The following is a 25,078-nucleotide window of genomic DNA, read 5'->3' on the forward strand; positions in this document are numbered from 1 at the left end:
CCGCACGCCAAGAGACCGTCAAGCCGGCATCAAGTTCTCCTGAGAGCTCTCTGTGAGGCCCTCTCAGGTCAGCAGTTTCCGCTCACCTCGGGTGGGCAGTCGTTGCCCTCGTGCTTGCGGATGGTGTCGACGATCTCGTCCGACACCTCGCCCAGCACGGCCAGCCGGTCGGGCCCGAAGACGTCGACGAAGAACTCGCGGATCCGGGCCGCGTGGGCCGGCGCACAGGCCTCGATCGCCGCCATCCCCTCTGCGGTGATCGCGATCTCCGGGTACCGGGAGTCGCAGGCCACCTTCTGGATCAGGCCGCGCTTCTCCATCCGGGTCAGGTGGTGCGACATCCGGCTCTTCTCCCACTGGGTCGCCCGGCCCAGCTCGAACGCCCGCATCCGCCCGGTCTTCGACTCCGACAGATTCACCAGGATCTCGAAGTCGGACTTGGACAGGCCGTACTCACGCTGGAGATGACGCTCCATGTGCGTCTCCAGCGTCTTGTGCATCAGCAGGTAGCTGCGCCACGCCTTCTGCTCGTCGTCGTCGAGCCACGGTCCCTTGCCCACGACGACCATGGTACCCGACCGGGTTGACACATCAACCATGCGCGCTACGATCGATCGCGTTGACACATCAACCTAAATTCTGGGGAGTTCGATATGACTGAGCAGAAGCTGATCGCCGTGGTCGGAGCCACCGGTGCCCAGGGCGGCGGACTGGCCCGCGCGATCCTGGCCGATCCGTCCGGCGAGTTCGGCGTACGGGCGCTGACCCGCAACCCGGAGTCCGCCAAGGCGAAGGAGCTGGCGGCGGCCGGCGCCGAGGTGGTCGCGGCCGACCTCGACGACGAGGCGAGCGTGCGGGCAGCCTTCGAGGGCGTGTACGGCGCCTTCGTGGTGACGAACTACTGGGTCGACCGCACCCCCGAGGAGGAGGCGGCCCGGACCCGGGCGGAGATGGAGCTCCAGCAGGCCGACATCGCCGCGGCCGCCGCCAAGGACGCCGGTGTCGCGCACGTGATCTGGTCGACGCTCGAGGACACCAGGCCGTTCTTCAGCGATCGGGACGACGTACCGGGCCTGGACGACGGGCGCTACAAGGTGCCGCACTTCGACGCGAAGGGCGAGGCGGACGAGCTGTTCACGAAGTACGGCGTACCGACGACGTTCCTGCGGACCACGTTCTACTTCGATGCCTTCATCAACGGAATGCCGCCGGCCCGCGGCGAGGACGGCAAGCTGACCATCTCGATGCCGATGGCGGACCGGCTGCTGTCCGGGATCGCGTCCGAAGACATCGGCCGGACCGCACTGGCGATCCTCAAGCGCGGCACGGAGTTCATCGGAGCGACCGTGAGCATCGCCGGCGACCACCTGACCGGCAAGGAGTACGCCGCCGGCCTGTCCGACGTACTCGGCGAGGAGGTCGTCTACCAGCCCCCGACCTGGGAGGACTACCGCGCCCTCCCGTTCCCGCTGGCCATCGAGTTCAGCAACATGTTCCAGTTCTACGCCGAAGACGCCGACCGCTTCACCACCGACCGCGACCTCACCAAGGTCCGCGAACTCCACCCCGAGGTCCAGTCCTTCGCAACCTGGCTCAACAACCACAAAGACGACCTCAAAGCCGCCCAAAACTAGCGCTCCGACCACGCAGCCACGGCGGCTTGGGGCCAGACCCAAGCCGCCGTTGCTGTCCTCGATCCCTACTCACCAACGCCCGACACTGACCGCCGTTTGCCACCACTCCACGGAGCATCGGCACCAAGTCGGTGTTTGCGTCGTTGGCGATCTGCGTGGTTGGCGTTGCGGATGGCGCCGGCTACATCGGGGCGATGGGCTCGCGGCGTACTCACGAGGACCGCCTGTCGCGGTTGCGGGCTGCGGGCGTGACCGAGGACGAGCTGGCCCGGCTGTTGTCGCCGACCGGTCTCGATCTGGGCACTCGGACCCCCGAGGAGACGGCGATCTCGATTACGGCCGAGATCATCGCGACCGGCAGAGCTGCGAGCGCCCAACCGCTGTCAACGACGACCGGTCGTATCCACGCGGCTGTCTTCGGATGAGGTGAGTTGGAGGTGGGCCGGGCGGTGCGTTTCGACGTACCCGCCCGTCGGGAGCCGCAGGATCCGGCCGGTCTCGATGCCGTTGGTGGCGATCTCCGTGTCGCGTTGCTGTAGGCCCAGGCAGATACGGCGGGTGATGCTGAAGGCGACCGGTGGGCCGAGGATCAGCAGTGCCTGGAACAGGTGGATCAAGGCGTTGACCGAGAGGTGGAACTGGACGGCCATCGTGTCGGCCCCGGCGGCGGCCCAGAGCGTGCCGTAGAAGACGACTCCGGCCACGCCGATGCCGGTGCGGATCGGGTTGCTGCGCGGGCGTTCGAGCAGGTTGTGTTCGCGCCGGTCGCGGGTCACTCGCTCCTCGATGAACGGGTAGATCCCGACGAGCGCGAGGAACAGCGTGCAGATGGCAACCGGGAGCAGGATGGCGAAGCTGATGGTCCTGCCCCACCAGACGGCCTCCCAGCCCGGCGCCAGCCGCAGCGCACCGTCCAGGAAGGCGAGGTACCAGGCCGAGCCGACTCCTGCTGAGGTGTTCGCCGGATCGGCCGGGCCGAACAGCCACACCGGGTTGATGGTGGCCAGCGCGCCCATCAGGCCGACTACTCCGGCGACGAAGCAGAACAGACCGACGCCCTTGACCACGGCGACAGTCGCCGGACTTCCCACCACGTTGTCCTCGGTTCGCCCGGGGCCGGCGAACTGCGCCGGTTTGTTCCTGAGCGCGAGCGCCCCGCTGACGATGAAGAGCACAACGAGGAGTGCAGGTAGGACGATGATGTGCAGCGGGTAGAACTGCGTGATCACATCGCCTGGGAAAGCCCCTCCGAACAGCAGCGCCGAGAGCTGCGTTCCCACGAACGGAGTTGCCTGCAGGACGCCGTCGAGTACTGCGAGGCTCGTGCCGGACGCCATGTCGTCCGGGAGCGACGTACCGGTTAGGCAGGCGCCGAGCGTGATGATCAGCAACCCGAAGACGACCACCCAGTTCAGCCGCCGCGGCCGGCGGAACCCGGCGGTGAAGAACAGCCGCAACAGGTGCAGCAGGATCGCCGCCACCATGATCAGCGCGCCCCAGTGGTGCATCTGGCGCACGAGCAGGCCACCGCGCAGCTCGAAGCTGATCGTCATCGTCGAGTCCATCGCCTGTGACATCTGTACGCCGTGCAGCGGTGCGTACGGGCCGTCGTACACAACGTGCTCGACCGACGGTTGGTACGGCACCATCAGCACAAGGCCGGTGAGCGTCACCACAACGAAGCTGTAGAAGGCGATCTGGCCGAACAGCAGCGACCAGTGATCAGGGAATACTCTCGCTCGCAGATTGCTCCAGGGACCTCGCATGATTCGGCCCTCCTCATACATACGACCCCGCAGCGACCGAGACTGTGACGCCTCGTGCTGCACATCACGTTCTCGACGGCCCCACAGGCAGGGCCGTCGGGAAGGTGATGGTTGTCGGAGAGGTCGCTGGCGGCGGGCAAGCGCCTGGAGCTGCTTGTTCAGGTGCGGCGTACACACGAGGCTGGGCGAAGCGAGGTTGACCGTGCCGACCGACTTGCCGCTGTAGTACACGGTGAGCCCGCCGCAGGTGCTGCACCGGGTCGCGACGATCCACAGCCGCTTGGGCCTGCACGCTACTGCGCGCGATGGCGACACCGGCCGCTTCGGTGACGGTCGCCGTGGCCAGGTAGTCCGACCAGTTCTGTTATGGGGTATGCGCGAACCTGTCGCCCTCAAAAGATCAAGCTCGGCAAGTCGGTCTGCTTGTTGTCGCCGACGCCATGACCGCGCGGGCGGCGTAGGCGTGATCACGTGCGGCTGAGGTAGCTGGCATGCGTGTCCCCGACGGGACTGGTGACAGCCGCCGGCTGCGCATGCGACCACGGAACCGCGGACAGGCGGTGGCAGAGTACCGATGCGCCTCCCGGACATGACGAGGCGCTGGATCTCGGACGCGCCTTCGAAGATGGTGTAGATCTCTTCCAGCCTGGCGGCAACCTCGACCGGGAGAGGCACATCTGCCTCCTGACCTGCGGTTTCGCCATTCGTCAATGATCAACGATGACCAGCGTTTGTCAGCGTCGCACGGAGCAGCGACGGAGCAAGAACTTGCCCGCATAGACCCGGCACAGCCTGGGCTGTGGCACGGGACGGCACAGCGGACCCGCTGATCTGCGCGGCCGGCGTCAGGGTTCGTCGGGTGAGATGCCGCGCACCAGCAGGCCAGGTGTCGCGCCGGCCGGGGCCTCCCAGCGGGTCGCGTAGTGGTCGAGGAAGATCTGCCCGACCAGCTCGCCCCGGCTGCGCACACCGGTCTTGTCGAAGATCGACTTGAGGTGGTCCTGCACGGTGTACGGCGACATGGTCAAGGCGCGGGCGATCTCCTTGGTGACCCGACCCTGAACGCACTGCACGGCCACCTGGCACTCCCGGTCGGTCAGGCCGTACGAGAGGGCGATGACCGGCGCGACGTCCTGCGGGGTGGCGGGATGGATGATCACCGCGGTCCTGTCGCCGGTGCCTCCGCTGAGCCGGGTGCCGTACAGCAGGAGCCAGGCGCCGGAGCGGGTCCGGACCCTGGCTCGGGCGGCCAGTTCGAGGGGATCGGTGCCGGGCGTGATCGCGCGGGCGCGGGCAGCGATCGCCTGCACCGTCTTCGACTCGCTCGGTGAACTCGGTGGAGGCTCTTCGACAAGCTCGCCGATCCACCGCTCCGCGGCACCGGAGATCGACTCCGGCTCGCCGTGCTCGTCGAATACGACCACCCCTGGGCCGTGGTCCACCGGCCCTCCGACGTACGGCGAGATCGGCCGCGCCAGCATGGCGCGGCGCAGACCAGTCGCGATCACGGGAGCCAACGTGGCCAGCGTCCGCACCTCCCCCTCGGTGAACCAGGCTTCGTCGGCGCGACGCAGCAAGGCCGCCGCGCCCCAGTAGATGCCATCGGCAACGAGCGACACGCGCAGCTCGTCGCCGAATCCGTGGGTCTCTTGGGACCGGTGCCGAATCGAGCGGGACGGCTCGCCGTGGGTGTCGATGCTGGTCGCACCGGCGATCCGGCCGCTGCGGGCGAGGAAGGACCACTTGTTGACGTCCTCGATGACGTACTCGTGATGGGCCAGCCACGAGCCGGAGCAGCCGACGTTCCGGTTGACGCTGCCGGTGAACAGGATCGTTCCCGGGTCGACCGTGTGGCAGCACCAGGCGTGGAAGGGGATGGCGGTCGCGAGCACATCGGCTACAGCGGTGCCGAAGTCCACCCACGTCATTCCGCCGCCACCCAGCCGCTGGATCTCGTCGCGAATCCGCGGTGCCAAAGTCCCGGTCACCTCTGCAGAGTACGGCGCGGCCCATGTCCGGCGGCACCCCCAGAATCGTGGGATTGCGGCCATCTGAAGCCGCTCTGCACGCTGAGGGCATGACGACCACAGACACAGCCGCGACGGGGAGTCTCCACGACGTGACGCCGAACCGGATCTTCGAGATCGCGCAGGGCTTCATGGCCAGCAAGCACCTGTTCGCGGCGTGCGAGCTCGGCGTGTTCGAGGCGCTGGGCGAAGGGCCGGTGGATCTCGCCGGTCTCGCCGCCCGCACCGGTCTCACGCGCCGTACGGCACGCATCAGCGCGGACGCCATGGTCGCGATCGGCCTGCTCGAGCGGCATGGCGACCGCTACGCGAACAGCTCGGTGGCGGCCACCTTCCTGTCTGGCGCGACCCCGGCCGACTTCCGGCCGCTGCTCAGGTTCTGGGACCGGCTCAGCTACCCCGCCTGGGAGGACCTCGCCGGCGCCCTCGGCCGCGGCCGACCGGCCCACGAGATCTTCGAGATCGACGACGACCTGATACCGATCATGTCGGCCGGCATCGCCGCCGCCACCGCCGCGGCCTGCCATGCCCTTCCCGAGGCGGCCGCGCTGCCTGCAGGAAGCCGGCTGCTGGACATCGGCGGCGGCACCGGTTCCTGGTCGATCGCCCTGGCCGCGGCCGACCCGGCCCTCACCGCGACCGTCTTCGAACTCCCCTTCGTTGCGCCCGTCGCAAGGGAACAGTTGCGCGCCACGGCGTATTCAGACCGCCTCGACGTCCACGTCGGTGACATCCTCGTGGCCGACGATCTGCCGCGGGGGTACGACGCCTTCCTGCTTGCCAACCTGGTGCACTGCTTCGCTCCGGAGACCAACCAGTCGATCCTGCACCGGATCCGCGCCGCTGCCGAACCCGGGGCCTGCCTGCTGCTCGCCGACTTCTGGACCGACCCGACCCACACCCAGCCGCTCCCGGCCGCGCTGATGGCAGGCGAGTTCGCGATCCACGTCAACGATGGCGACGTCTACAGCGTCGAGGAAGCCACCGCCTGGCTGCACGACACGGGCTGGCGCTGTCTCGATCACCGGCTGCTGGCCGGACCGATAAGCGTCATCATCGCCGAGACCGCTTGAAGCCGGAACGAATGGTCATGGCCGGCGTGCACGGCGCGGAATCGTCGTTACGGCCACTCGCTCGCCCTACGGGGCGGCGCGACTGACGCTTGCAGGAAGGGAGTTCGCGATGATCTCGCACCAGGTAGCGATCATCGGCGCGGGCACGTCCGGTGTCTCGGCCGCCGTGGCCCTTGCCGATCGCGGCATCAAGCCGCTGCTCGTCGACCGGGCCGACCAGGTCGGCTCGTCATGGCGCAGTCGCTATGACCGGCTGCGTCTGAACACCGGCAGACAGTTCTCGCATCTGCCGAACCGTCCCTACCCGAGTGGGACACCGACCTTTCCCACACGGGACCAGGTGATCGACCACATCGAGCGACATGCGAACGAGGACGGAATCGAACTGTGCTTGGGCTGCACGGCAGAACGGCTCGACCGAGCCGACGGGCATTGGCGGCTGACAACCTCCACCGGCGAGGTCGAAGCTTCCCAGGTGGTGGTTGCCACTGGCTTCGATCACGAGCCCTTCATCCCGGATTGGCCGGGGCGCGACGAGTGGCCAGGCGGCCTGATTCATTCTTCGCAGTACCGCAATCCGTCGCCATACAACGGCAAACGGGTCCTGGTGGTAGGACCGGGTAGTTCCGGCATGGAGATCGCCTACGACCTGGCCACGGGCGGTGCGGCCAAGGTGTGGCTCGCCGTTCGCACGCCGCCCAACATCATGCTCCGCCAGGGACCCGGGGGTATACCGGGCGACTTCATCGCGACGCCGCTCTACCATGCCCCGGTCCGGATCGCCGATGCGATTGCTCGGTTCAGCCGGAGGATGGACATAGGGGACCTGCACGAATTCGGACTCCCGGTGCCCGCCGAAGGCATCTTCGCGCGGAGCTCGCGGCTCGGCGTGGCCCCGGCGATCCTGGACAAGGACGTCATCGCGGCCATCCGGGACAAGTCCATCGAGATCGTGCGCGGCGTCGGGGCCCTCGACGCCGCCGGCGTGGCGCTGGCGGACGGAACGCGAATCAACCCGGACGCCATGGTCTGCGCGACCGGCTTCCGGAGAGGCCTCTCGCAGCTGGTTGGGCACCTCGGCGTACTCGACGAGCGAGGTTGGCCGAAGACCACTGGCGAAGCGCCCGCCGCGGACGGCCTGCGGTTCATCGGGTTCGTGCCGAGACCGTCACAGATCGGATTCGCCGCCAAACAGGCCCGACGCGCGGCAAAAGCGATTGCCCAGGAACTGCGGCGGAGCGAGCAAAGCAGCCAGGACCCGATCCGCGGCGACACGGGCCGGGCCGGTGGGTGAACCCTCAAATCAAAGCGCGCTGCTGCCCGGCGCGGATCGCCCTCCGGCCCTGTGGCTCACGTCCCTGACACTCCCACCAGCCCGAAACCTGGTGCTCTACCGGCGAACACCTCATTTCTCGCCTGAGGAGTGCAGATAACCCGGGTGTCGCAGCCGTTGTGGCCACAACGGCCTGCGCGATCGACCCGCTCGTAGCATCCCAGGTGAACCGCCGGACCAACGCTCAGGTCGGCGGTCACCGGCCGGAGAGCTTTCGGTTGAGGGAGAAGAGGCGGCCGAGGATCGGCATCAGGATGATGTTGAGACCGTGCAGGACGCCGATGATCAGCAGGATGCCGCCGAGCCGCGCCGCCTCGAAGCCTGCTTGTGCGGGCACCACGAAATGGGTCCAGTCCTCCCGTGGCTGGAAGCTGATCGTGAACAGGATGTAGGCGGTGAAGATGAGGTAATACACAATGTCTGTCAGCACGATGTAGCTCTTGCCGGTCTGCGGGTTGTCGTGGAAGACGTCCGCGGCGTAGGCCCGGCCGAAGCGTTTGATGAACGGCCCGAGCCAGAGCGCCAATCCGATCAGCAGGACGTTGGCGAAGAGCTCGAGGATCCACCACTCCAGCAGCAGATCCCCGGTCACTGTGCGCGGCGTGAACAGCAGGACCATTGCCGTTAGCAACGAGATGGCGACGATCAGAACAACGGCGGTGCGGAGGATCCGGCGCCGCCGGACCCGGTCGTCCGCGATGCTGCCGAGCACACGCTCGAACAGATCCGGCGCCGGCGGCCGGGTCGCCGCCGCGTCCAGAGCGTCGTACAGCCGGCGTTCGACCTCGGAAGGTTCGCCGGGAGTCTCGGGCCGCTGGTTCATCCCTGAACCTCCAATTCAGATTTCAGCGACCGCAGGCCGCGTTGCAGATGGGTCTTTACCGAGTTCGGCGACAGGCCGAGGGTCTCGGCGATGTCGGCGACGGACAGTTCGAGGTAGTAGCGAAGTACGACGCAGTCGCGCTGGCGGCGGGGTAGTGCGCGCAGGGCGTCGATCACCTCGCGGCGGCTCTCGTCCTCGGCGGCGTGGTCCTCGGCCGACCGGTCGTCGGGGTCGGCCGGGAGGCGGTGCCGGAGTGAGACCAGGCCGCGGCGGTTGTGGTCGCGGGCGAGGTTGATCACGATCGAGCGCAGGTACGCCGCTGCCCGGTCCTGATCGTTGATCCGGTGATGGTTGCGGGCGAGCCGGAGGAACGCTTCCTGGACCAGGTCCTCGGCCGCGGTCCGGTCATCGACGAACCAGCGGGCGAGCTGGACCAGGCGGGCCGCTTCCGCCTGGAACAACGCGACCACGAGCGCGTCGGCGTCCCGTCGTACGCCGTACGCGGGGAGATCCGCAGTCGCATTCATAGCCCCCATCACCCTTACGGACGAGCGAGTCCGCGGACCGGGTGACGCGGCGGGGAAAGTATTTTCGCTGTCACCCGAACCGCGTCAGTGGCCCGTCTGTCGTAGTGATCCGTGCACCCAGCATGGACGCGAGAGGGGGAGTCATGACAGCTCTGGTGCGCAAGGTTCTACCCGCGACGGCGGTACTCGTCGTCTCCGCGCTCGTCGCCGTTCCGGTGGCGGCCGCGCAGTCCGGTGCCGACCCACATGCACGCGTGGTGACCGAGCACGGCGAGCTCCGCGACCTGGCACCCGCCACGGCCAGTCCACTCGACCATGCCTCGGCGGTGCTCATGATGGTGTCTGACGACGGCGAGACCTCCGTCCGCCTGCAGGTGCACGGCATCGATCGCTCGCAGGCAGGTCGCAGGTTCGGTGCGCATCTGCATGTCGGTCCGTGTGTCGCGGGCAACGGCGCCGCGGCCGGTCCGCACTACAACACCGACACCCTGGCCGGCCGTGTCCCGCCTCGCGTCGACGAGACGACCGAGGTCTGGCTCGATTTCACCGTCACCGCCGGCGGCACCGGTCATGCCTTCGCCGCGGTCCCGTTCGTTCCGCAGGCCGGCGACCGTGCGATCGTGATCCATCAGGACCCGACCGATGAGCACGGCGTCGCCGGTCCGCGGCTGGCCTGTCTGCCGGTGTCATGGTGAGCGTCTGGCATTCGGCCGCGGCCGGGCTCGGGCTCGGCGTCGGGTGGGGAATTGCGGCTCGGGGCTGGATGCGCTTGATCTCGACCGAGCCGCAGTTCACCTGGGCCGGCACCGGCATCATCCTCGGGCTGACCGGGGTGTCTGGTCTCGTGCTCGGGATCCTGTACGGCGTACGCCGTACAGGCAGATCGCGGTGGTGGCGTGTGCTCGCCCTCCTGTGTCTGCCGACCTTCGCCGGCCCCGGCATCCTCTTCCTACCGGCGTTTCTCCTCGGCGGCTTCCTCTACCTTCACCACCTGTGGGCCCGGGTGATCGGTCTTGCCGGCATCGGCCTGTCGCAATTCGCCCTCTGGTCAGCCGGTGGCGATGAGCCGAGCAATCCCTGGTACCTCTACGGCGGCTTCCTCGTCTTGTCGCTGACCCTCGCGGCCGGCGCCGCGGAGCTCTACCGTCCACGCCGTACCAAAGACCGGGAGGTGGACAGGCCTCCGGCATCGCTGCGCAGCGCGCCGACCGGCGGGAACGGCACGCTGGCCGGCGGCGGCGGCTCCTGGTCGGACAGCGCGAGTGGATAGCCGCGCAGCCAGCATTGGCGTACGGCCACACCTCCTCAGCCGAGTAACGAAACTCGGTCGCACCCCGATATCCAGGACGAAGGGTGGGGGGACGGTGAGCGAGCGCTTGGCCAACGTGGCGTCTCGGCACGGCGTCGGGCCGCCGGGCTGGGCGGAGGGTGTACGGGCGGGGGACTGACGAATAGGGGCGTGCACTTCTCCGCGGAGGCAGGGGGAGGCGCGCACAATGGGCATCAGCGACGCAGCACGACTCCGGATGGGCAAGAGTTTCCCGCCGTTTCGGCGGAGATGGACCGCGGCAGGTATGGCAGTCCTGCTGGCGTCGGCGATTTTGACGGTCGCCGAACCGTCATCGGCGGTCGTGGCCAACGTCACGATCTCGGGGACTGCGGCGTCGAATGGCACCACCACAGTGACCTATCGAGCCTCCGCGACTCGAGCGGGAACCGTGCGCGACATCGTCGTCACGATCCCGAAGGGTTCCGTCGGGACGGTCACCTCCGTCAACGGCACGGTCCGGACCGTCTCGGCCGGCGTACTGCGATGGACTCCCAGCAAGACGGTAAAGGTCGCCGTAGGCGCCCGTTTCGCGATCCCGTTCTACGGCCTCCGGCTGCCGAGCGGTGGCCCGTGGACGCTCAGTTTCAAGGCGACCGGCACCACGGGAGCGGTTCTCTCGTCCGGTACCGGAAGCCTGACCCGGCCGGTGACGATCTCTCCGAACGTGGCCATCACCGCGAGCAACCCGATCCCGGGGCAGAAGTCCACACTGACGTACTACGGCACGATCACGCGCCCGGGAATCCTTTCTGCCGTTCGGATGCAGCTGCCCACCGGCACGACGGGAGCTGTCACCAGTATCAACGGGACGCTGACGACCTCGGGTGGTTACGCAACCTGGAAGGCGCGCACTCCGCGCAGCGTTGCGGCCGGAGCGCGACTGGCGATCCCGATCTACGGAGCGGTGCTGTCGAAGTACGGCGGCCGCTTCACGCTAGCGGTTTCGGCCACGAGCTCGACCGGCGGCCTGATGATGTCTGGCTCGGGAACCCTGGCCCTCATCGCGCCACCCGCACCGATGCCGGCGGTGGCAGTCGCCCCGTTCCGCCCGATACCGGCAGGTTGCCCGTCCGCCTGGCCGACGACGGCGGCCGAGAACGCAAAGGCGGGCACCGGTGCCTGGGTCATCCCGGCCAGTATGAACGGGACGCTGGCGGCGTACCTCACGGAGGTCTCCGCGACGTGCGGTGACACGGTGGATATCAAGGTGACGTCTGGCAATCCGGTCAGCGTGGTGGCCTACCGGATGGGGTACTACGCCGGCCTCGGAGCACGTGAAGTGTGGCGTCAGGACAGCGTGCCGACCGTTGTGCAACCGGCCCCGACGACCGGTGGCACGGCCAACGGACACCCGCTGCGGATGACGTCGGCCGCGTCGTGGTCGAAGACGTTGAGCATTTCGCTGACGAACGAGTGGGTGCCCGGCACGTATCTCATCCGGGTCAGCGACGGGACGTCTGCGTCGTACGCTCCGCTCACGGTCCGGGACGACACGGGGAACAAGCACGATCTGCTGATCCAGCAGGCGAACACGACGTGGGAGGCATACAACAAGTACGGCGGGGTGAGCTTCTACACCGGTTTGGACACCGGATCGGGCCGCCTCACCTTCGAACGTCCGTACAACGAGGGGCAGGGTTCCGGTCAGTTCCTGCCTCTGGAGCAGGGGCTGGTGTTCTGGGCCGAGTCCAAGGGCCTGGACGTCACCTACTGGACCGACAACGACCTGGACGAGTTCGGTGGTCAGCTGCCGTTGCGGGCTGGAACGATCTTCTTGCCGGGGCACGACGAGTACTACTCGCTACCGATGCGGGCGGCGCTGAGCCAGGCGATCACGCGAGGCGTCAACGTGGCCAACCTCGGAGCGAACGCGGCGTACCGGCGAATCACGTTTACCGACAGCAGCCGGCGGGCGTGGGACATCGACCGGTACACCGCTGGCTACAACTCGACGACCTGGCGCTACCTGGGTGATGCCTACGCGTCGCAGCCGCTGCTCGGTGCCGAGTACTTCTGCGCCGACTTGGGCCACACCCTCACCACCGGAAGCGGCTGGCTGTTCCAGGGCATCTCGGCCAACACTGCCGTACCAGGGTTCCTCGCCGGCGAGGTCGACTTCGTCTGGCCGGGTCTGTACAAGCATCCAGGCTTGACCATTGTTGCCAGCGGCACCGGTACCTGCCGTACGAGCGGCACGACGACTCCGATGCACGCGACCGCGTTCATCGCGCCATCGGGAGCCCGGGTGTTCAACGGCTCCACCTTCGCCTACGGCTGCTTCCTGGTACGCCGCTGCCCGTCCAACTGGAACATCCCCGCACCGTCAGCGGCCTCACAGCAGATCGTGACGGTCATGGTCAACAACATCACCGACTGGGTCGGCCGCGGGACGATCACGCCACCGGACGACACGGCCGCCGCGGCACGGGTCGCCGTTCCCCAACAGCAGCTCCCCGTTGAGAACGAGAGGTGATGGCCGATCACAGCTGGTCGCGACTGAGCATGTGACAGGCCGCGACGAGGATGGAATGGGCGACGGCGATCTGGGCTCGGTCGGCACCGCGGCGTTTGGTCAGGCGTGCGTGTTGCGCGGCCGCGAGCCTGGCTGTCCCCGATGTGGTGGCAACTCCCGGGGTCGGGTGTGGATGGGTCAGGGTTGGGCGTTGGTCTGGAGGGTGTGCTTTGGTAGGGCAACGCGCATCGCGGCGGCTGTGGTGTCGGCCGGCACCTGGATGGTGCCCTTGCTGACCCACTCGGTGATGTTGCCGACGATCGCGCCGACGGCCTGCTGCGAGGCCAGGGACGGTGCGGGAACTGTCCAGTTGGAGGGGCAGCGGCGGACGAGGAAGCAGCCGTAGGCGAATGTCGAGCCGTTCAGCACCCGGGCACCCGACGGTGCGGTGTACGCGGTCGTGTGCATTGGCACGGCCTGGTTGTTCGAGTGGCAGTTGCCGGTACCGCTCGCGATCGTGGTCAGCCCCGGATGCTTGTACAGCCCTGGCCAGACGTAGTCGACCTCGCCCGCGATGAACCCCGGTAGGGCGGTGCCTGCCGGGATGCCCGCGAACATCCAGCTCGTCCCCGTGGTCAGCGTTTGCCCCAGCACCGGACAGATGTACTCCGCGCCGAGCAGCGGCTGCGAAGCATAGGCATCGCCCTGGTACCGCCACGTTGTCGAGTTGTAGCCGTCGGTGTACCGGTCGATATCCCACGCCCGCCGGCTGGCGTCGGTGAACGTGATCAGCCGGTACGCCGTGTTCGCGCCGAGATTCGCCACGTTCACACCACGAGTGATCGCCTGACTGAGCGCCGCACGCATACGCAGCGAGTAGTACTCGTCGTGCCCCGGCAGGAAAATCGTCCCGGCCCGCGCGGGCAGCTGACCGCCGAATTCGTCCAGGTCGTTGTTGGTCCAGTAGGTGACGTCGAGACCCTTCGACTCGGCCCAGAACACCAGCCCCTGCTCGAGCGTCAGGAACTGCCCCGATCCCTGGCCCTCGTTGTACGGGCGATCGAAGGTCAGCCGACCGGAACCTCCGGCCACACCTCCGGAGTAGAAACCCAAGCCACCATAGGAGTTGTAGGCCTGCCAGGTCGCGGTCGCCTGCTGGATCATCAGGTCGTGCTTGGTCCCGGTGTCGTCCCTGACGGTCAGCGGTGCGTACGACGCGTACTGGCCATCACTGACCTTGATCAGATACGTGCCAGGGATCCAGTCCTTGTCCACGGCGATGGTCAGCGTCTTGGTCCAGGTCGCCGCGGACGTCATCCGCAGCTCTTTGCCGTTGGCGGTGCCACCCGTTGTCGGTGCCGGTTGCGCGACGGTCGGTACGTCGTCCTGCCGCCAGACCTCACGGGCACCGAGGCCCTGGTAGTAGCCCATCCGGTACGCCACAACACTGACCGGTTTGCCGGAGGTCACCTTGAGGTCAACGGTGTCGCCACAGGTCGCCGAGACTTCGGTGAGGTACGCCGCCAGCGGGCCGTTCATCGACGTCGGGATGACCCACTCGTCGTCACCGGGCTTCGCATTCTCCGCGGCGGTCGTCGGCCAACTGGTCGGGCATCCCTCCGGAACGGCCACGAAACCCGCCACTGACACCGCCGGCATCGCGGCCGGCGGAGCGATCAACGCGATGGAGCCAGTCCCAGACAGCAGCAACGTTCCTGTCGACGTCTGGGCGGACATGGCGAGGGTGAGGACACCGCCGTACTTGGACAGCACAAGTCCGTAGATCGGAATCGCCAGGCGCGCGCCGGCGGCAACGCTGATAGGAGCCTTGGGCGTCCAGGTCACATAGCCGCTCGCTGTCCTCAGCGTCCCGTTCACGCTGGTGATCGCACCGCGCGACCCCGCCGGCAGCTGCATGCGCACAGCCGACAGAACACCAGCCCGCGTCACAGTACCTGCGTAAGTCAGCGTCGTAGTCTGACCAGGAACCGGTTTGGTCGCGGTGATGCGCACAGCGGCCGTGTAGGTCTTGAGCGGCTGAAGGACCCCGGTGCCGGATGTCAGGATCTGCCCGGCAGTTCCGGTCGCCTTGAAGCTGAGCGTCCACGGCCCACCGGCGGGCAACCGCAGCCCGTACAGCGGGATGGAGAAACGTGCGCCGACGCCAACGTTCACGGTCTTACTGGGCCGCCACCGCAGCACGCCGGCTGACACCGTACTCACTGTCCCGTTGATCGAGGTAATCCGCCCGGTCGAGCCGGAAGGAATCGAGACGACGATGTCCCGCACGGACCCGGCCCGGAGCACGCTCGCCCGGTACGTCAAGGTCGTCGTACCGTTCGAGGCTGCGGTCGCCGTGATGGTCACATTGGCGCCGGCCGCATCCGCGGACCGCACAACGAACAACGTGGCTGACGCCACCACGACAACGACGACAGCAGACGCCATCAGCTTGCGGAACATGTAAGCCCTTCCAGACTTGCTCGACAGTCCGGGCCAGCGGTTCCGCACACGCCTCACGTCCAGGTCAAGGACCGGCGCGTGAACAGTCGATCCCCACCCGTTCGTGGCCTACATCGGTCCAGACCACACCCGCGTTACAGGACCAGGTGAGCTTCTTTGCGCAGTACTAACGTGCAGCCGCCGAGCTGGCGCCGGGTTGTCGTCGGCCTAATCGGTGAACTTCTCGTGTGCGGCCATCGCTGCGCCGACGATGCCGGCGTTGTTGAGCAGCTGAGCCGGCTTCACCGGGGTGGAGATCTCGAGCAGCGGCACCCACTTGTCGGCGTGCTTGCTGACCCCGCCCCCGACCACGAACAGGTCGGGGGTGAACAGGTTCTCCACGTGCCGAAGGTATCGCTGCACCCGCTTGGCCCACTGTTTGAACGACAGCCCCTCGTTGTCCTTCGCCGCCGAGGAGGCCTTCGTCTCCGCGTCGTACCCGTCCAGCTCGAGGTGACCGAGCTCGGTGTTGGGCACGAGCCGGCCGTCGAGCAGCAGCGCGCTGCCGATACCGGTGCCGAAGGTGAGCATGATGACCACGCCGCCGACGCCCTTGGCCGCGCCGAACCGGGCCTCGGCGATACCGGCCGCGTCGGCATCGTTGAGCACGGTCACGTCGCAGTGGGTGATGTCGGTGAGGACCTTGTCGACGTCGGTCCCGATCCAGCTCTTGTCGACGTTCGCGGCGCTCCTGGCCACCCCGTTCTTGATGACGGCCGGGAACGTCGCACCCAGGTCACCGGTCCACCCGGCCTCCTTGACCAGCCGGGCCACGACCGCAGCGACGGGCTCCGGGGTGGACGGGTCGGGCGTCAGGTACTTCACCCGCTCCGTGGCCAGGTCGCCCTTCTCCAGGTCGACGATGGCGCCCTTGATCCCGCTGCCGCCGATGTCGACCCCGAAAGCGGTCGACGTCCTCATTCTGGGCACCTGATCTCTCCCCTCGCCCGCAGTGGCCGCACCGGGTCAGCGTCCTCGCCGGCGGCGAGCAGATCGGCACGGCTGGCCACCGACGCGTATCGACCACACATACTCGCCAGCCTCCCACGCGCCTCGGACACCGTCAGCGATACTCGCGAAAATCATTCTCGTCCGGCGCCTCCGCGGGCTCGTCCTCGCCTACGGTCATCTCGCATTCTCCGAGCGCGCAGCACCGTGGGTGTTCGTTCGCGTACGCCGTCCGCGGTGCCTACCGCTCTCGGATGGCGTAGGTCAGGTGGGTGACCCTTGGGGAGGGCTCTGCGCGGACCGGTTCCAGGGCGACGCGGCCTACGTCCACGCCCTCGAACAGGCGGATTCCGGAGCCGCACAGCAGGGGCGACAGCGCGATCGAGAACTCGTCGATCAGGCCGGCGTTCACGTACTCCAGGATCGTCGCGCCGCCACCGGCGATGCGGACGTCGCGGTCGCCGGCTGCCACGCGGGCTTGGTCGAGCGCGGCCTCGATGCCGTCGTTGACGAAGTGGAAGGTGGTGCCGCCGGGCCGCTCCCAGGGGTCACGCTTCTCGTGCGTCACGACGAAGACCGGCGTGTGGAACGGCGCCTCCTCCGGCCACATCTTCTCGCCGGCGTCGAACATGCGCTTGCCCATGACGCTCGCGCCGGTGCGCTCGTGCGTCGCCCGAGCGATGTCGTTGTCGAGTCCCTCCTCGCCGCCTTTGCCGAGTTTGAGGTTCTCCCGGAAGAACCGCTGCGGGAACGCCCACGCCTGCAGTTCCATCCACTGCTTCCCCATCAAGTCCTCGAGGGACTCGGGCGCGATGAAGCCGTCCAGCGACATCGTCACGCTGAAGAACACCTTTCCAGCCATCAGTTCTCCGCTTCTTTCAGTGTGGTCTCGATCGAGGTGTCTCGATCGAGGTGATCTGGTTCCGGTGAGTTCGGTCCACCGCGACGGGTTCAGCCGCCGTTGGCGAGCAGCTTGCCGATCGCGTCGAGCAGGCCGGCGGTGCCGGACTCGCGACCGGCCGCGGCATCCGGCCCGGGACCGTGCACACCATCCAGGTGGACGCCCTGCTCGGTGAACGTGAGCCTGGTCCCCGGGCCGGCGCCGTCGTCGGTGGGCTCGAACACGATCGTGCTGATCGACGTCGAGGCGTGCACCCCGTCGAGCCACATGTCGTACGTGTACACAATCCGCTCGTTGGGCGAGATGTCGGTGTACGTGGCGTGGAACTGGGACAGCGGGCCGTCCTCGCCCAGACGCCCGTCGTCGATCGCCACGCCGCCGACCCGGAACTCGTCAGTGCGCTCGACGTAGACGAAGTCGTCGCTACCGAACCACTTGCGCTTGATCTCAGGGTCGGCGAAGGCGGCCCACACGCGCTCGAGCGGGACCGGGTACTCGCGCTCGAGCACGAACGTGGCGTGGGTCTGGGTGCGGTCGTTCATGTCATTGCTCCTGTGTCGGGTCATGGTTGGTGAGGTAGTCGCCCAGGCGGTCGAGCCGGCGTTCCTGCGGGCGGCGGTGGGCCACGATCCAGGCGTTGGCCGGGACCAGCGCGTCGGGCACGAGTTGGTACGTGCGCACCCGGCCGACCTTCTCGGACGACACGATCTGCGCCTCCTCGAGCACCCCGAGGTGCTGGACGACGGTGGGCAGCGCCATGCCGAACGGTTCGGCGAGCTGGCTCACCGACGCCGGCCCGTGGACCAGCCGGGCGACCATCGCCCGGCGGGTGCTGTCCGCCAGTGCGCGAAACATTCGGTCGAGCTTGGCGTCGCCGTCGGCCCCCTCCGAATACTTAGGCATATACCTAAGTATGTGTCCTCGGATGAGAATGTCAAGCGGGCAGGTGGCTAGCGAGCTATAGGCGACCCGTCGTCCGGCTGTACGACGACGAGGTGGTCGCGGGTGGAACTCGGCAGCGGGTGCGGCAGTAGTCCTCGCTCAGCCAGCTCCTCGACCGACTTGAACGGGCCACGATGAGTCCGGTCGACCACGATCAGGACCGCGTGCTGGAGCGAAATGCCGGGGACCGCGGCGAGAAGTTCCGTCGGCACATGGTTCGGGTCGACCAGACCGCCGTCGTCGAACGTCCGCGGGAGGTCGGGGCGGCCGATGCCGAGCCGCTGCGCGTACAGCGGTGAGCGAGCCGCGATCTCGCGCGCGACGCGCCGGTGTTCCTCGGCGAGGTCGTGGTCGGCGGCCGCGGAGGGTGCCGGGGCAACGATCACGGCCGCTTGGACTGAGCAGATGAGAAAGGGAAAGATCATCAACGACATGCCGAGGTCGTCGAAGATACCGCTGAAGTCTTCCGGGCTTTGCGTGAACATCACCACGCCGGTCCACTGCAGAGCGAAGTACCCGACCGCGCAGGCACCCAGAAGGCGGCTACGGCGGCGCCAGGCGAGCACGGCCATCATCGGGCCGCAGGCGAACCCCCAGGTGACGATCGGCAAAGCGGCGGCGAGGACCTTCAGCAAGATGCGTTGCAGGCGAGTGCGTCGGGGGACGCTGGGCACCTGCGTCCAGGAGACCTGAAACGGACCTGACGGAGGTGTCGCCGCTTCAGGCCGTGGAATCCGTCCTCCGGGCGGCTCGTTGTCCTGGAGCAGGCGGGTATGAAGGCGTTGCAGCACTTGGCCGGGTTCGATCCCGTACTCCCCCACCAGCAGTCGCCGGGTCTCGTCGTACGCCGCGAGCGCCTCCGTACGCCGGCCGCTGAGGTCGAGAGCCTCGATCAGTACAGCCCGGAGTCGCTCACGCAGCGGGAACTCCTTGATCTGCGCTGGAAGGGTCTCGAGTAGGGCATCGAGTCGTCCCAGCTGCAGCAAGACCTCCGCGTAGTCTTCCAACGCTGACGCCCGGTCGTCCTTCAAACGGTCACGGGCGGCATCGAAGACGGACCCGGCCTGCAAGCCGGCCAGGGGTTCGCCTCGCCAGAGTCCGAGCGCCGACTGCAACTCCGTCGCTGCCGCCTCCAGGTCGGCGCGGGCTCGCAACTCACGTGCTCGACTGATCCGGGCGGCAAACTCGTCGAGGTCGGAGCCGTTCGGTGCGACCGTGAGCCGATAGCCGGAAACTGTCAGGTCCAGCACCTGCCCAGCACTCCGCGGAGCCCTGTCCGGATCGAGAACCTTTCGCAGCCCCGCGACGTACTTCTGTACGACGTTGGGCCCATTGTCCGGCCGTCCGTCGTCGGGCCAGACAGCATCCAGGATGCGGTCCGGCGGTACAGCCGAATTCGCCGACAGGAGCAGGGTCGCTAGGACTGCCTGCTGCTTGCTGGGGCCGAGCTGTAGAGGGAGTCCGTCCCGGCTCGCTCGCAGCGGACCCAGTACGTCGAAGCGCAGACCCGCACCTGCTGCCGGTGGGAGAAGGTCCGGGGAATTGTTCAGGAGGCGCGTGTGAAGGGCCTGGAGCCGTGGACTGGGGGTTTGGTGATGGGACTTGAGCAGCTGGGTAGTGGCGCGGTAGACGTCGAGCGACTCGGCTTGGCGGCCTGTGCGATAGAGAGCAAGCAGGTGAGCGGCGTGGAGGTCTTGGCGCAAGGGATGGCGGCTCAGCAGGCCGGTGAGGTCGGGCAGCAGGCTCAGGTGGCGGCCGAGATCCAGTTCCAGGTCGGCCCAACTCTCGGCGGCGGCTGCGTGGCGAGTCTCGAACTCCCGGCGCGCCGCGTCGAAGACGGGACCGCTGAGTCCGGCCAAGGCCTCGCTGCCGCGCCAGAGGTCTAGTGCGCGGCGGAAGGTGGCAGCCGCCTGCTCGAGGTCTCCCATGGTCCGGAGTTGGTGGCCCTGCCGGACAAGCTCGTCGAAGAGGTCGGTGTCGGTGCTGCCGGCCGCGAGAGTGAGGACGTAGCCGCCGGCCGTCAGCGCCAGGAGATCTCCGCTGCTGCGTGGTGCGCGACCTGGTTCGAGGACCTGCCGCAGACCCGCGACGTACTTCTGGACGACGTTGGTGCCGTTGCCCGGTGGCTCGCCTTGCCAGACGACGTCGACGATGCGCGCAATCGGGACAGGCCGGTTCACCGACAACAGGAGCGTCGCGAGGACCGCGCGCTGCTTGGCTGGACCCAGGTCGAGCACCCGGTCGTCTCGCCGAGCCTGGAGCGGTCCGAGCAGCTCGAACCGGACTACGCCTACCACCGCACCCCCAACCCTGCCCGCCGTGCCGAACAACGCCCGTCGCAGCGGCTGCGCAGGTCCGGCAGTGGGGACGGCATTCTATCCGGCAGTGGGGCCGCAGTAGACGGCAGCGGGACCGCAGTACGCCGTACCAGAGTCGTTCTCGTCACCGTCGCCCCGTGGAGTCCGTCGAACTCCCGCCGCGGCAACCGCCGGACGTCACCGGCGGTCCACCACCTGCGCCGGATGTCACCGGCGGACGAGAAAGTGAGTACTTCCTCATGTTCTTCCCCTGGATTCGAGTCGGCGCCTGGGCCGGCACTGCGCTGTTGGCCGCAGCAGTCGTTGGCTGCGGCACCACCAACGAGGCCGGCACCACCCCTGCCGCCACCACCTCATCGAACACCCCGTCCGCCCCGGCAAGTCCGACGGCCACCGCTACGCCGCCTGCGCCGCCTGACCTGTCCACACTGCCCGCCGAAACTCTCCTTGCCCGGACGAAGGCAGCAGCAAGCGCCGCGCCGGGGGTGAGGGTCAAGGGCCTCCTGGTGGACAGCACAGGCGACCTGCGGCTCGACCTGCAGCTCAGCAAGGGCGGCGGCCAGGGTGCCTTCCTCCTGGCCGGTACGCCGATCACCTACCGCGTCGTCGGCAAGGACGTCTACATGCTCATGTCGGAGGCAACCATCCGTGCCATGGCCAAGGCGGACAATGCCAGCAAGGCTGAGACAAGCGCAATGCTCTCCCTGTTGAAGGGAAAGTGGATCAAGCCGTCCAAAATCGATGCTGAGGGCCGGGCGCTGATCGACATGACCAAGCAAGACACCTTCTTCAAGGACTTCTTCGCCGAGATCGGCCGCCCTAAGAAGACCGGCAAGAAGGTGGTGGACGGCGTCCTGTCGGTCGGGCTGGTGGCACGGGGTGCCACTCTCTGGATCGACACCCGCACCGCCCGACCGGTCCGCTTCCAGAATGGTGCCGGCCGCGACTTCATGACCTTCACCGACTACGGCCGGGTTCCCGCACCCAAGGCGCCACCCGCCGGCCTGGTCGTCGACGGCAAGGGCCTGGGGATCTGAACCGTACTTGGCGGTCGCAGCGCCGAGCCAACCTCGACGAAGGGCCAGTGGACCTTCTCAGGGGAAGGAGGAGGGGCCCGGTTGACGACCGGGCCCCTTCGTTCGTCTCCCCGCCACGGCGAGGCGAGTAGACAACGCCTCGGTAGTCGGTTCAGAGAGAGGAAATCCGGCGCTCCATGCGCTGCAGTGTGGTGTCGGAGATCTCGACGCCCCAGCCGGGGGCGTCGGACAGCACGACCTCACCGTCTCGCGCGACCGGGAACGGCTCGTAGACCCGCATGTTCGAGGCGTCTTCGATGGTCCACTCGTGAAAGAGGTTGCATGCCGGCATCGCCGTCACCAGGTGCGCGGTGAAGATCGCCGTCAACGATCTCCCCGACGAGTGTGGGACACACGGGAGCCCGGCAAGGTTGGCCAGTTCCGCAACCTGCCGGGCCCGTGTGATGCCGCCGATGTAGCAGACGTCCGGCTGGATGACGTCGGCCATGCCGTCCTGGATGATCCGTCGCATGTTCTCGACCGAGAACTCCTGCTCCCCCAGTCCGACCGGGATGTCGAGAGTCGCCGCGACGCTCCTGGCGTTCTCGTACTCCCAGAACGGCACCGGCTCCTCGAAGTGCAGGTAGTCGTACTCCTCGAGCAGTCGCCCGACCCGGACCGCCTGACCCGGGGAGTAGGCACCATTGGCATCCGCGCTGATCTCGATGTCATCGCCGAGTGCCTTGCGCAGCAAGGGAACCAGCCGCCAGGTCCGGCCGGATCGCGACTCCGCATCGCGGCCGTTGCGCTCGCCGATCTTGACCTTCACCGCGCGGAATCCATGCGCGGCGACGGCGGCGACGATCCGGTCGACCTCCTCCTCGGGCGTCGTGTCGCGACGCATTGCCGAACCGTAGACCGGCACCGACTGCCGGAACTTTCCACCGAGCAACTGGTAGACCGGCTGGGACTTCGCCTTGCCTACCAGGTCCCACAGCGCGGTGTCGACGCCGGCCAACGCCCGGAACAGGAAGCTGCCGAAGTACTTGTACTCCGCACGTGCGCACTCCTCGGCCAGGGTCATGACGTCGAACGGGTCCCGGCCCAGATAGTTCCGCGCGACCAGAGTGTGCAACACCTCCCCGGTGATCCGGGCCTCGGAGTGCGCCGTCTGCCCGTACCCCACCAGCCCGTCGTCGGTACGAACACGGACGATGCAACCATGGCCGTCGAACGTCTCGATCGAGCTGATCTTGGTCAATGCGACTCCACCCGCGCCGGCAGCTTGTAGAACGCCCGGGCGTTCTCGGTGTAGATGTCGTCCCGCTGCTCTGCGGACAATCGGACCTTGAAGGCGTGCTGGGGATGGTCGAAGTCCCAGTGCGGATAGTCGGTGGAGAACATCACCTTGTCGGTTCCGCCGAGGTGTTCGAACACTTTCAGCAGGTCGGCGGGTCGATACGGTTCCTCGATCGGCTGCGTCGTCATCCAGAAGTGGTCGCGCAGGTACTCCGACGGCCTGCGGCGTACGTCGGGCACCTCGGCGCGGAAGCGCTCCCAGTGCGTGTCCATCCGCCAGGCCAGGGACGGCAGCCAGGCGAACCCGCCCTCGATCAGCGCGATCCGCAGGTTCGGAAGCCGCTCGAAGATCCCTCCGAAGATCAGGCTCGCCACGTGCGCCTGAAAAGCGGCGGACATCCCCGCGTGATCCTCGATATAGAACGACGGCCAGCCCGCGGCGCTCATCGGAACGCCCCGAACGCCACCGCCGTAGTGAATGCCGATGGGCAGATCGTGCCGGGCGGCGGCCTCGTACATCTTCCAGTAGCGGCGGTCGCCGAGCGGCGCGGCACTGCGCGCGACCAGCAGCACCTGCACGAACCCCGGATGACCCGCGAGCCGCTCGATCTCGGCGACCGCCTGCTCGCTGTGTTCCGCCGGCACGATCATGCCCGCTCGCAGCCGCGGCTCCGGCTCCAGCCACTCCTTGATCTGCCAGTCGTTGGTTGCCGCCGACAACGCCGCGGAGAACTCCGGATCGAGCTGGCTGCCGGAGCCACTGAGCGGACCCAGGATCCCGAACTCGACATTCAGCCCGTCGAGATGCTGTTTCTGCATGAACCCCAGATCGGCACCCGCGGGCAGTCCGGACGGCGGAAAGGCGTCGTACCGGGCCGGCGATCCCTTCGGATACACGTTGCCCGAGTGCTGGCGCGAGCCGAAGGTCTTCAGATGGCTGAGCCAGCGATCCGAGAGGTAGGGCTCCAAGGCTCCGGGTGCCATCACGTTGTGGATGTCGCAATCGATGATCATCTGCTTCGCGGCGGTACGACGTTCGGCCCGCGGCTGAGTCTGTGTCTGTGTCATGTCTCTCCTCATCCCAGCCGGTACGTCGCGTGCGCGTTGCCGGACATGATCTTGGTCTGCAGATCCCCGGAGATCCCCTCGGGCAGCGCGTCGGCGGCGTTCGCGAAGTGCGCATGCGGGTAGTCGGTGGAGAACATCAGCAACTCGTCACAGAGAAGTTGGTCGATGACCTCGACGAGGAACTGCGGGGTGTCGGGCCGGTCGAGCGGCGCGATGGTCATCCGGACGTGGTCACGGATCGCCTCCGACGGAGGACGCTCCACCCACGGAACCTCGCGGCGCAGACCCTTCCAGTCCTTGTCGAACCGCCACAGCATCGGCGGTAGCCAACTGAAGCCGCCCTCGATCGTCGCGACCGTCAGCTCGGGGTACTGCACGAAGACGCCTTCGGCAACGAAGCTCATCAGCTGCGCCTGGAACGCCAGCGGAACACTCACGTAGTCCTCGACGAAGTACGTCGCCCAGCCGACAGGCGTCACCGGGTTGCCGCTCAGACCTCCGGCCTGGACGCCGACGACGAGCCCGGCCCGCTGCGCGGCTTCGTAGATCGGCCAGAATCCGCGCCGGCCGAGCGGCTCACGGCTGCGCGACGGCACGGTCACCTGAACGAACTGGCTGTGCTGCGCGGCCCATTCGACCTCCTTGGCCGCGAGCGCCGGATTCTGCAGCGGAAGCACGGCCGAGCCCCGCAGGCGTGGATCCTGCTCCAGCCACTCGTGCAACTGCCAGCGATTCAGCGCCCGGGCGAGCGCGGCCGCCAGGTCGTCGTTGTGGACGGAGTCGACGGCGTAGGTGCAGTTGAGGATCGCGTACTGCAACTGCCACGGGTCGAGTAGCTGCTGCTGGAGGAGCTCGAGACTCGATCCGGGCGGTCCCTGGTCCGGCCGTGAGCCCTCGAGGAAGAGATTCGGCGCATTGGACGGATAGAGGTTCGAGGCCAGCCCGCCCATCCCGGATTCGGTGATGTAGTCGCACCACCGCGCCTCGAGATACGGAAAGAGGCTCCGCAGGTTGCCGAGGTTGATATGTACGTCGGTGTCGACCAGGTCGAGTCCGGCCCACTGCCGGGGTCGTGCGTAGTTCTCGAGTTGTTGGGTGGCCACTTGTGATCTCACCTTC

The 25,078-nt window shown here is 67.6% G+C and carries 22 protein-coding genes; 8 read left to right on the plus strand and 14 right to left on the minus strand.

Annotation, left to right across the window (positions count from 1 at the left end; all coding sequences use genetic code 11):
* Positions 1 to 68 precede the first annotated feature (68 nt).
* Entirely contained in the window at positions 69 to 560 is a 492-nt protein-coding gene (locus OG817_RS28885) for a MarR family winged helix-turn-helix transcriptional regulator (protein ID WP_360445395.1), read from the minus strand.
* A 93-nt stretch (positions 561 to 653) separates the two neighbouring features.
* On the opposite strand from OG817_RS28885, the gene OG817_RS28890 reads away from it, so the two are divergent.
* On the plus strand, positions 654 to 1,634 hold the full coding sequence (locus tag OG817_RS28890; protein WP_406047717.1) for an NmrA/HSCARG family protein: 981 nt from the start codon (positions 654 to 656) through the stop codon (positions 1,632 to 1,634).
* A gap of 131 nt (positions 1,635 to 1,765) precedes the next feature.
* Complete coding sequence (locus tag OG817_RS28895) at positions 1,766 to 2,059, plus strand: XdhC family protein (RefSeq protein WP_406047718.1); 294 nt, start codon at positions 1,766 to 1,768, stop codon at positions 2,057 to 2,059.
* On the opposite strand, the gene OG817_RS28900 is transcribed toward OG817_RS28895, so the two are convergent.
* Both OG817_RS28900 and OG817_RS28905 read right to left on the minus strand, forming a co-directional pair.
* Positions 2,018 to 3,400, minus strand: a complete 1,383-nt coding sequence (locus OG817_RS28900; protein ID WP_406047719.1) for a cytochrome bc complex cytochrome b subunit — start codon at positions 3,398 to 3,400, stop codon at positions 2,018 to 2,020. The genes OG817_RS28895 and OG817_RS28900 overlap by 42 nt on opposite strands.
* A gap of 845 nt (positions 3,401 to 4,245) precedes the next feature.
* Positions 4,246 to 5,388, minus strand: coding sequence for a helix-turn-helix transcriptional regulator (locus OG817_RS28905; RefSeq protein ID WP_406047720.1), 1,143 nt, complete (start codon positions 5,386 to 5,388; stop codon positions 4,246 to 4,248).
* 89 nt (positions 5,389 to 5,477) lie between these two features.
* Here OG817_RS28905 and OG817_RS28910 point away from each other — a divergent pair, with 89 nt between their 5' ends.
* The gene (locus tag OG817_RS28910) at positions 5,478 to 6,500 is read left to right on the plus strand and encodes a methyltransferase (RefSeq protein WP_406047721.1); all 1,023 of its coding nucleotides are present in this window, start codon (positions 5,478 to 5,480) and stop codon (positions 6,498 to 6,500) included.
* A 109-nt stretch (positions 6,501 to 6,609) separates the two neighbouring features.
* Positions 6,610 to 7,794 (plus strand): flavin-containing monooxygenase, encoded by a 1,185-nt coding sequence (locus OG817_RS28915; RefSeq protein WP_406047722.1) that lies wholly within the window; start codon positions 6,610 to 6,612, stop codon positions 7,792 to 7,794.
* Positions 7,795 to 8,029: 235 nt separating this feature from the next.
* Here the strand turns inward: OG817_RS28915 and OG817_RS28920 are convergent, their stop codons facing one another.
* Both OG817_RS28920 and OG817_RS28925 read right to left on the minus strand, forming a co-directional pair.
* Positions 8,030 to 8,656, minus strand: a complete 627-nt coding sequence (locus OG817_RS28920) for a hypothetical protein (RefSeq protein ID WP_406047723.1) — start codon at positions 8,654 to 8,656, stop codon at positions 8,030 to 8,032.
* Complete coding sequence (locus OG817_RS28925) at positions 8,653 to 9,183, minus strand: RNA polymerase sigma factor (RefSeq protein ID WP_406047724.1); 531 nt, start codon at positions 9,181 to 9,183, stop codon at positions 8,653 to 8,655. The genes OG817_RS28920 and OG817_RS28925 overlap by 4 nt, the downstream gene beginning before the upstream one ends.
* A 143-nt stretch (positions 9,184 to 9,326) precedes the next feature.
* Between OG817_RS28925 and OG817_RS28930 the strand changes: the two genes are divergently transcribed.
* From OG817_RS28930 to OG817_RS28940, 3 genes are all read left to right on the plus strand, one after another.
* Positions 9,327 to 9,878, plus strand: coding sequence for a hypothetical protein (locus OG817_RS28930; RefSeq protein WP_406047725.1), 552 nt, complete (start codon positions 9,327 to 9,329; stop codon positions 9,876 to 9,878).
* Positions 9,875 to 10,453 carry a hypothetical protein gene (locus OG817_RS28935; protein ID WP_406047726.1) on the plus strand — a complete coding sequence of 193 codons (579 nt, stop codon included), beginning with the start codon at positions 9,875 to 9,877 and terminating at the stop codon, positions 10,451 to 10,453. Before OG817_RS28930 ends, OG817_RS28935 begins: the two co-directional genes overlap by 4 nt.
* A gap of 304 nt (positions 10,454 to 10,757) precedes the next feature.
* Positions 10,758 to 12,986: a N,N-dimethylformamidase beta subunit family domain-containing protein gene (locus tag OG817_RS28940; protein ID WP_406047727.1), complete on the plus strand. Its 2,229-nt coding sequence runs from the start codon at positions 10,758 to 10,760 to the stop codon at positions 12,984 to 12,986.
* A gap of 177 nt (positions 12,987 to 13,163) precedes the next feature.
* On the opposite strand, the gene OG817_RS28945 is transcribed toward OG817_RS28940, so the two are convergent.
* The 6 genes from OG817_RS28945 to OG817_RS28970 form a co-directional block, all read right to left on the minus strand.
* Positions 13,164 to 15,428 (minus strand): N,N-dimethylformamidase beta subunit family domain-containing protein, encoded by a 2,265-nt coding sequence (locus OG817_RS28945; RefSeq protein ID WP_406047728.1) that lies wholly within the window; start codon positions 15,426 to 15,428, stop codon positions 13,164 to 13,166.
* Positions 15,429 to 15,635: 207 nt separating this feature from the next.
* The gene (gene ppgK, locus OG817_RS28950) at positions 15,636 to 16,388 is read right to left on the minus strand and encodes a polyphosphate--glucose phosphotransferase (protein ID WP_406047729.1); all 753 of its coding nucleotides are present in this window, start codon (positions 16,386 to 16,388) and stop codon (positions 15,636 to 15,638) included.
* A 268-nt stretch (positions 16,389 to 16,656) separates the two neighbouring features.
* The gene (locus OG817_RS28955) at positions 16,657 to 17,277 is read right to left on the minus strand and encodes a dihydrofolate reductase family protein (RefSeq protein ID WP_406047730.1); all 621 of its coding nucleotides are present in this window, start codon (positions 17,275 to 17,277) and stop codon (positions 16,657 to 16,659) included.
* 89 nt (positions 17,278 to 17,366) lie between these two features.
* Positions 17,367 to 17,858: an SRPBCC domain-containing protein gene (locus tag OG817_RS28960; protein ID WP_406047731.1), complete on the minus strand. Its 492-nt coding sequence runs from the start codon at positions 17,856 to 17,858 to the stop codon at positions 17,367 to 17,369.
* Between the two features lies 1 nt (position 17,859).
* Positions 17,860 to 18,219, minus strand: coding sequence for an ArsR/SmtB family transcription factor (locus OG817_RS28965; RefSeq protein WP_396395614.1), 360 nt, complete (start codon positions 18,217 to 18,219; stop codon positions 17,860 to 17,862).
* Positions 18,220 to 18,266: 47 nt separating this feature from the next.
* Positions 18,267 to 20,555 (minus strand): BTAD domain-containing putative transcriptional regulator, encoded by a 2,289-nt coding sequence (locus OG817_RS28970; protein ID WP_406047732.1) that lies wholly within the window; start codon positions 20,553 to 20,555, stop codon positions 18,267 to 18,269.
* Between the two features lie 158 nt (positions 20,556 to 20,713).
* Here OG817_RS28970 and OG817_RS28975 point away from each other — a divergent pair, with 158 nt between their 5' ends.
* On the plus strand, positions 20,714 to 21,613 hold the full coding sequence (locus OG817_RS28975) for a hypothetical protein (protein ID WP_406047733.1): 900 nt from the start codon (positions 20,714 to 20,716) through the stop codon (positions 21,611 to 21,613).
* 151 nt (positions 21,614 to 21,764) lie between these two features.
* Here the strand turns inward: OG817_RS28975 and OG817_RS28980 are convergent, their stop codons facing one another.
* The 3 genes from OG817_RS28980 to OG817_RS28990 are packed head-to-tail and all read right to left on the minus strand — an operon-like array spanning position 21,765 to position 25,062.
* On the minus strand, positions 21,765 to 22,853 hold the full coding sequence (locus OG817_RS28980) for a mandelate racemase/muconate lactonizing enzyme family protein (RefSeq protein WP_406047734.1): 1,089 nt from the start codon (positions 22,851 to 22,853) through the stop codon (positions 21,765 to 21,767).
* Entirely contained in the window at positions 22,850 to 23,959 is a 1,110-nt protein-coding gene (locus OG817_RS28985) for an amidohydrolase family protein (RefSeq protein ID WP_406047735.1), read from the minus strand. The genes OG817_RS28980 and OG817_RS28985 overlap by 4 nt, the downstream gene beginning before the upstream one ends.
* A gap of 8 nt (positions 23,960 to 23,967) precedes the next feature.
* Positions 23,968 to 25,062: an amidohydrolase family protein gene (locus OG817_RS28990; protein ID WP_406047736.1), complete on the minus strand. Its 1,095-nt coding sequence runs from the start codon at positions 25,060 to 25,062 to the stop codon at positions 23,968 to 23,970.
* Between the last annotated feature and the right edge of the window lie 16 nt (positions 25,063 to 25,078).

Origin of the sequence: Kribbella sp. NBC_00889, assembly GCF_045207705.1 — a bacterium.
Classification (GTDB): Bacteria; Actinomycetota; Actinomycetes; order Propionibacteriales; family Kribbellaceae; genus Kribbella.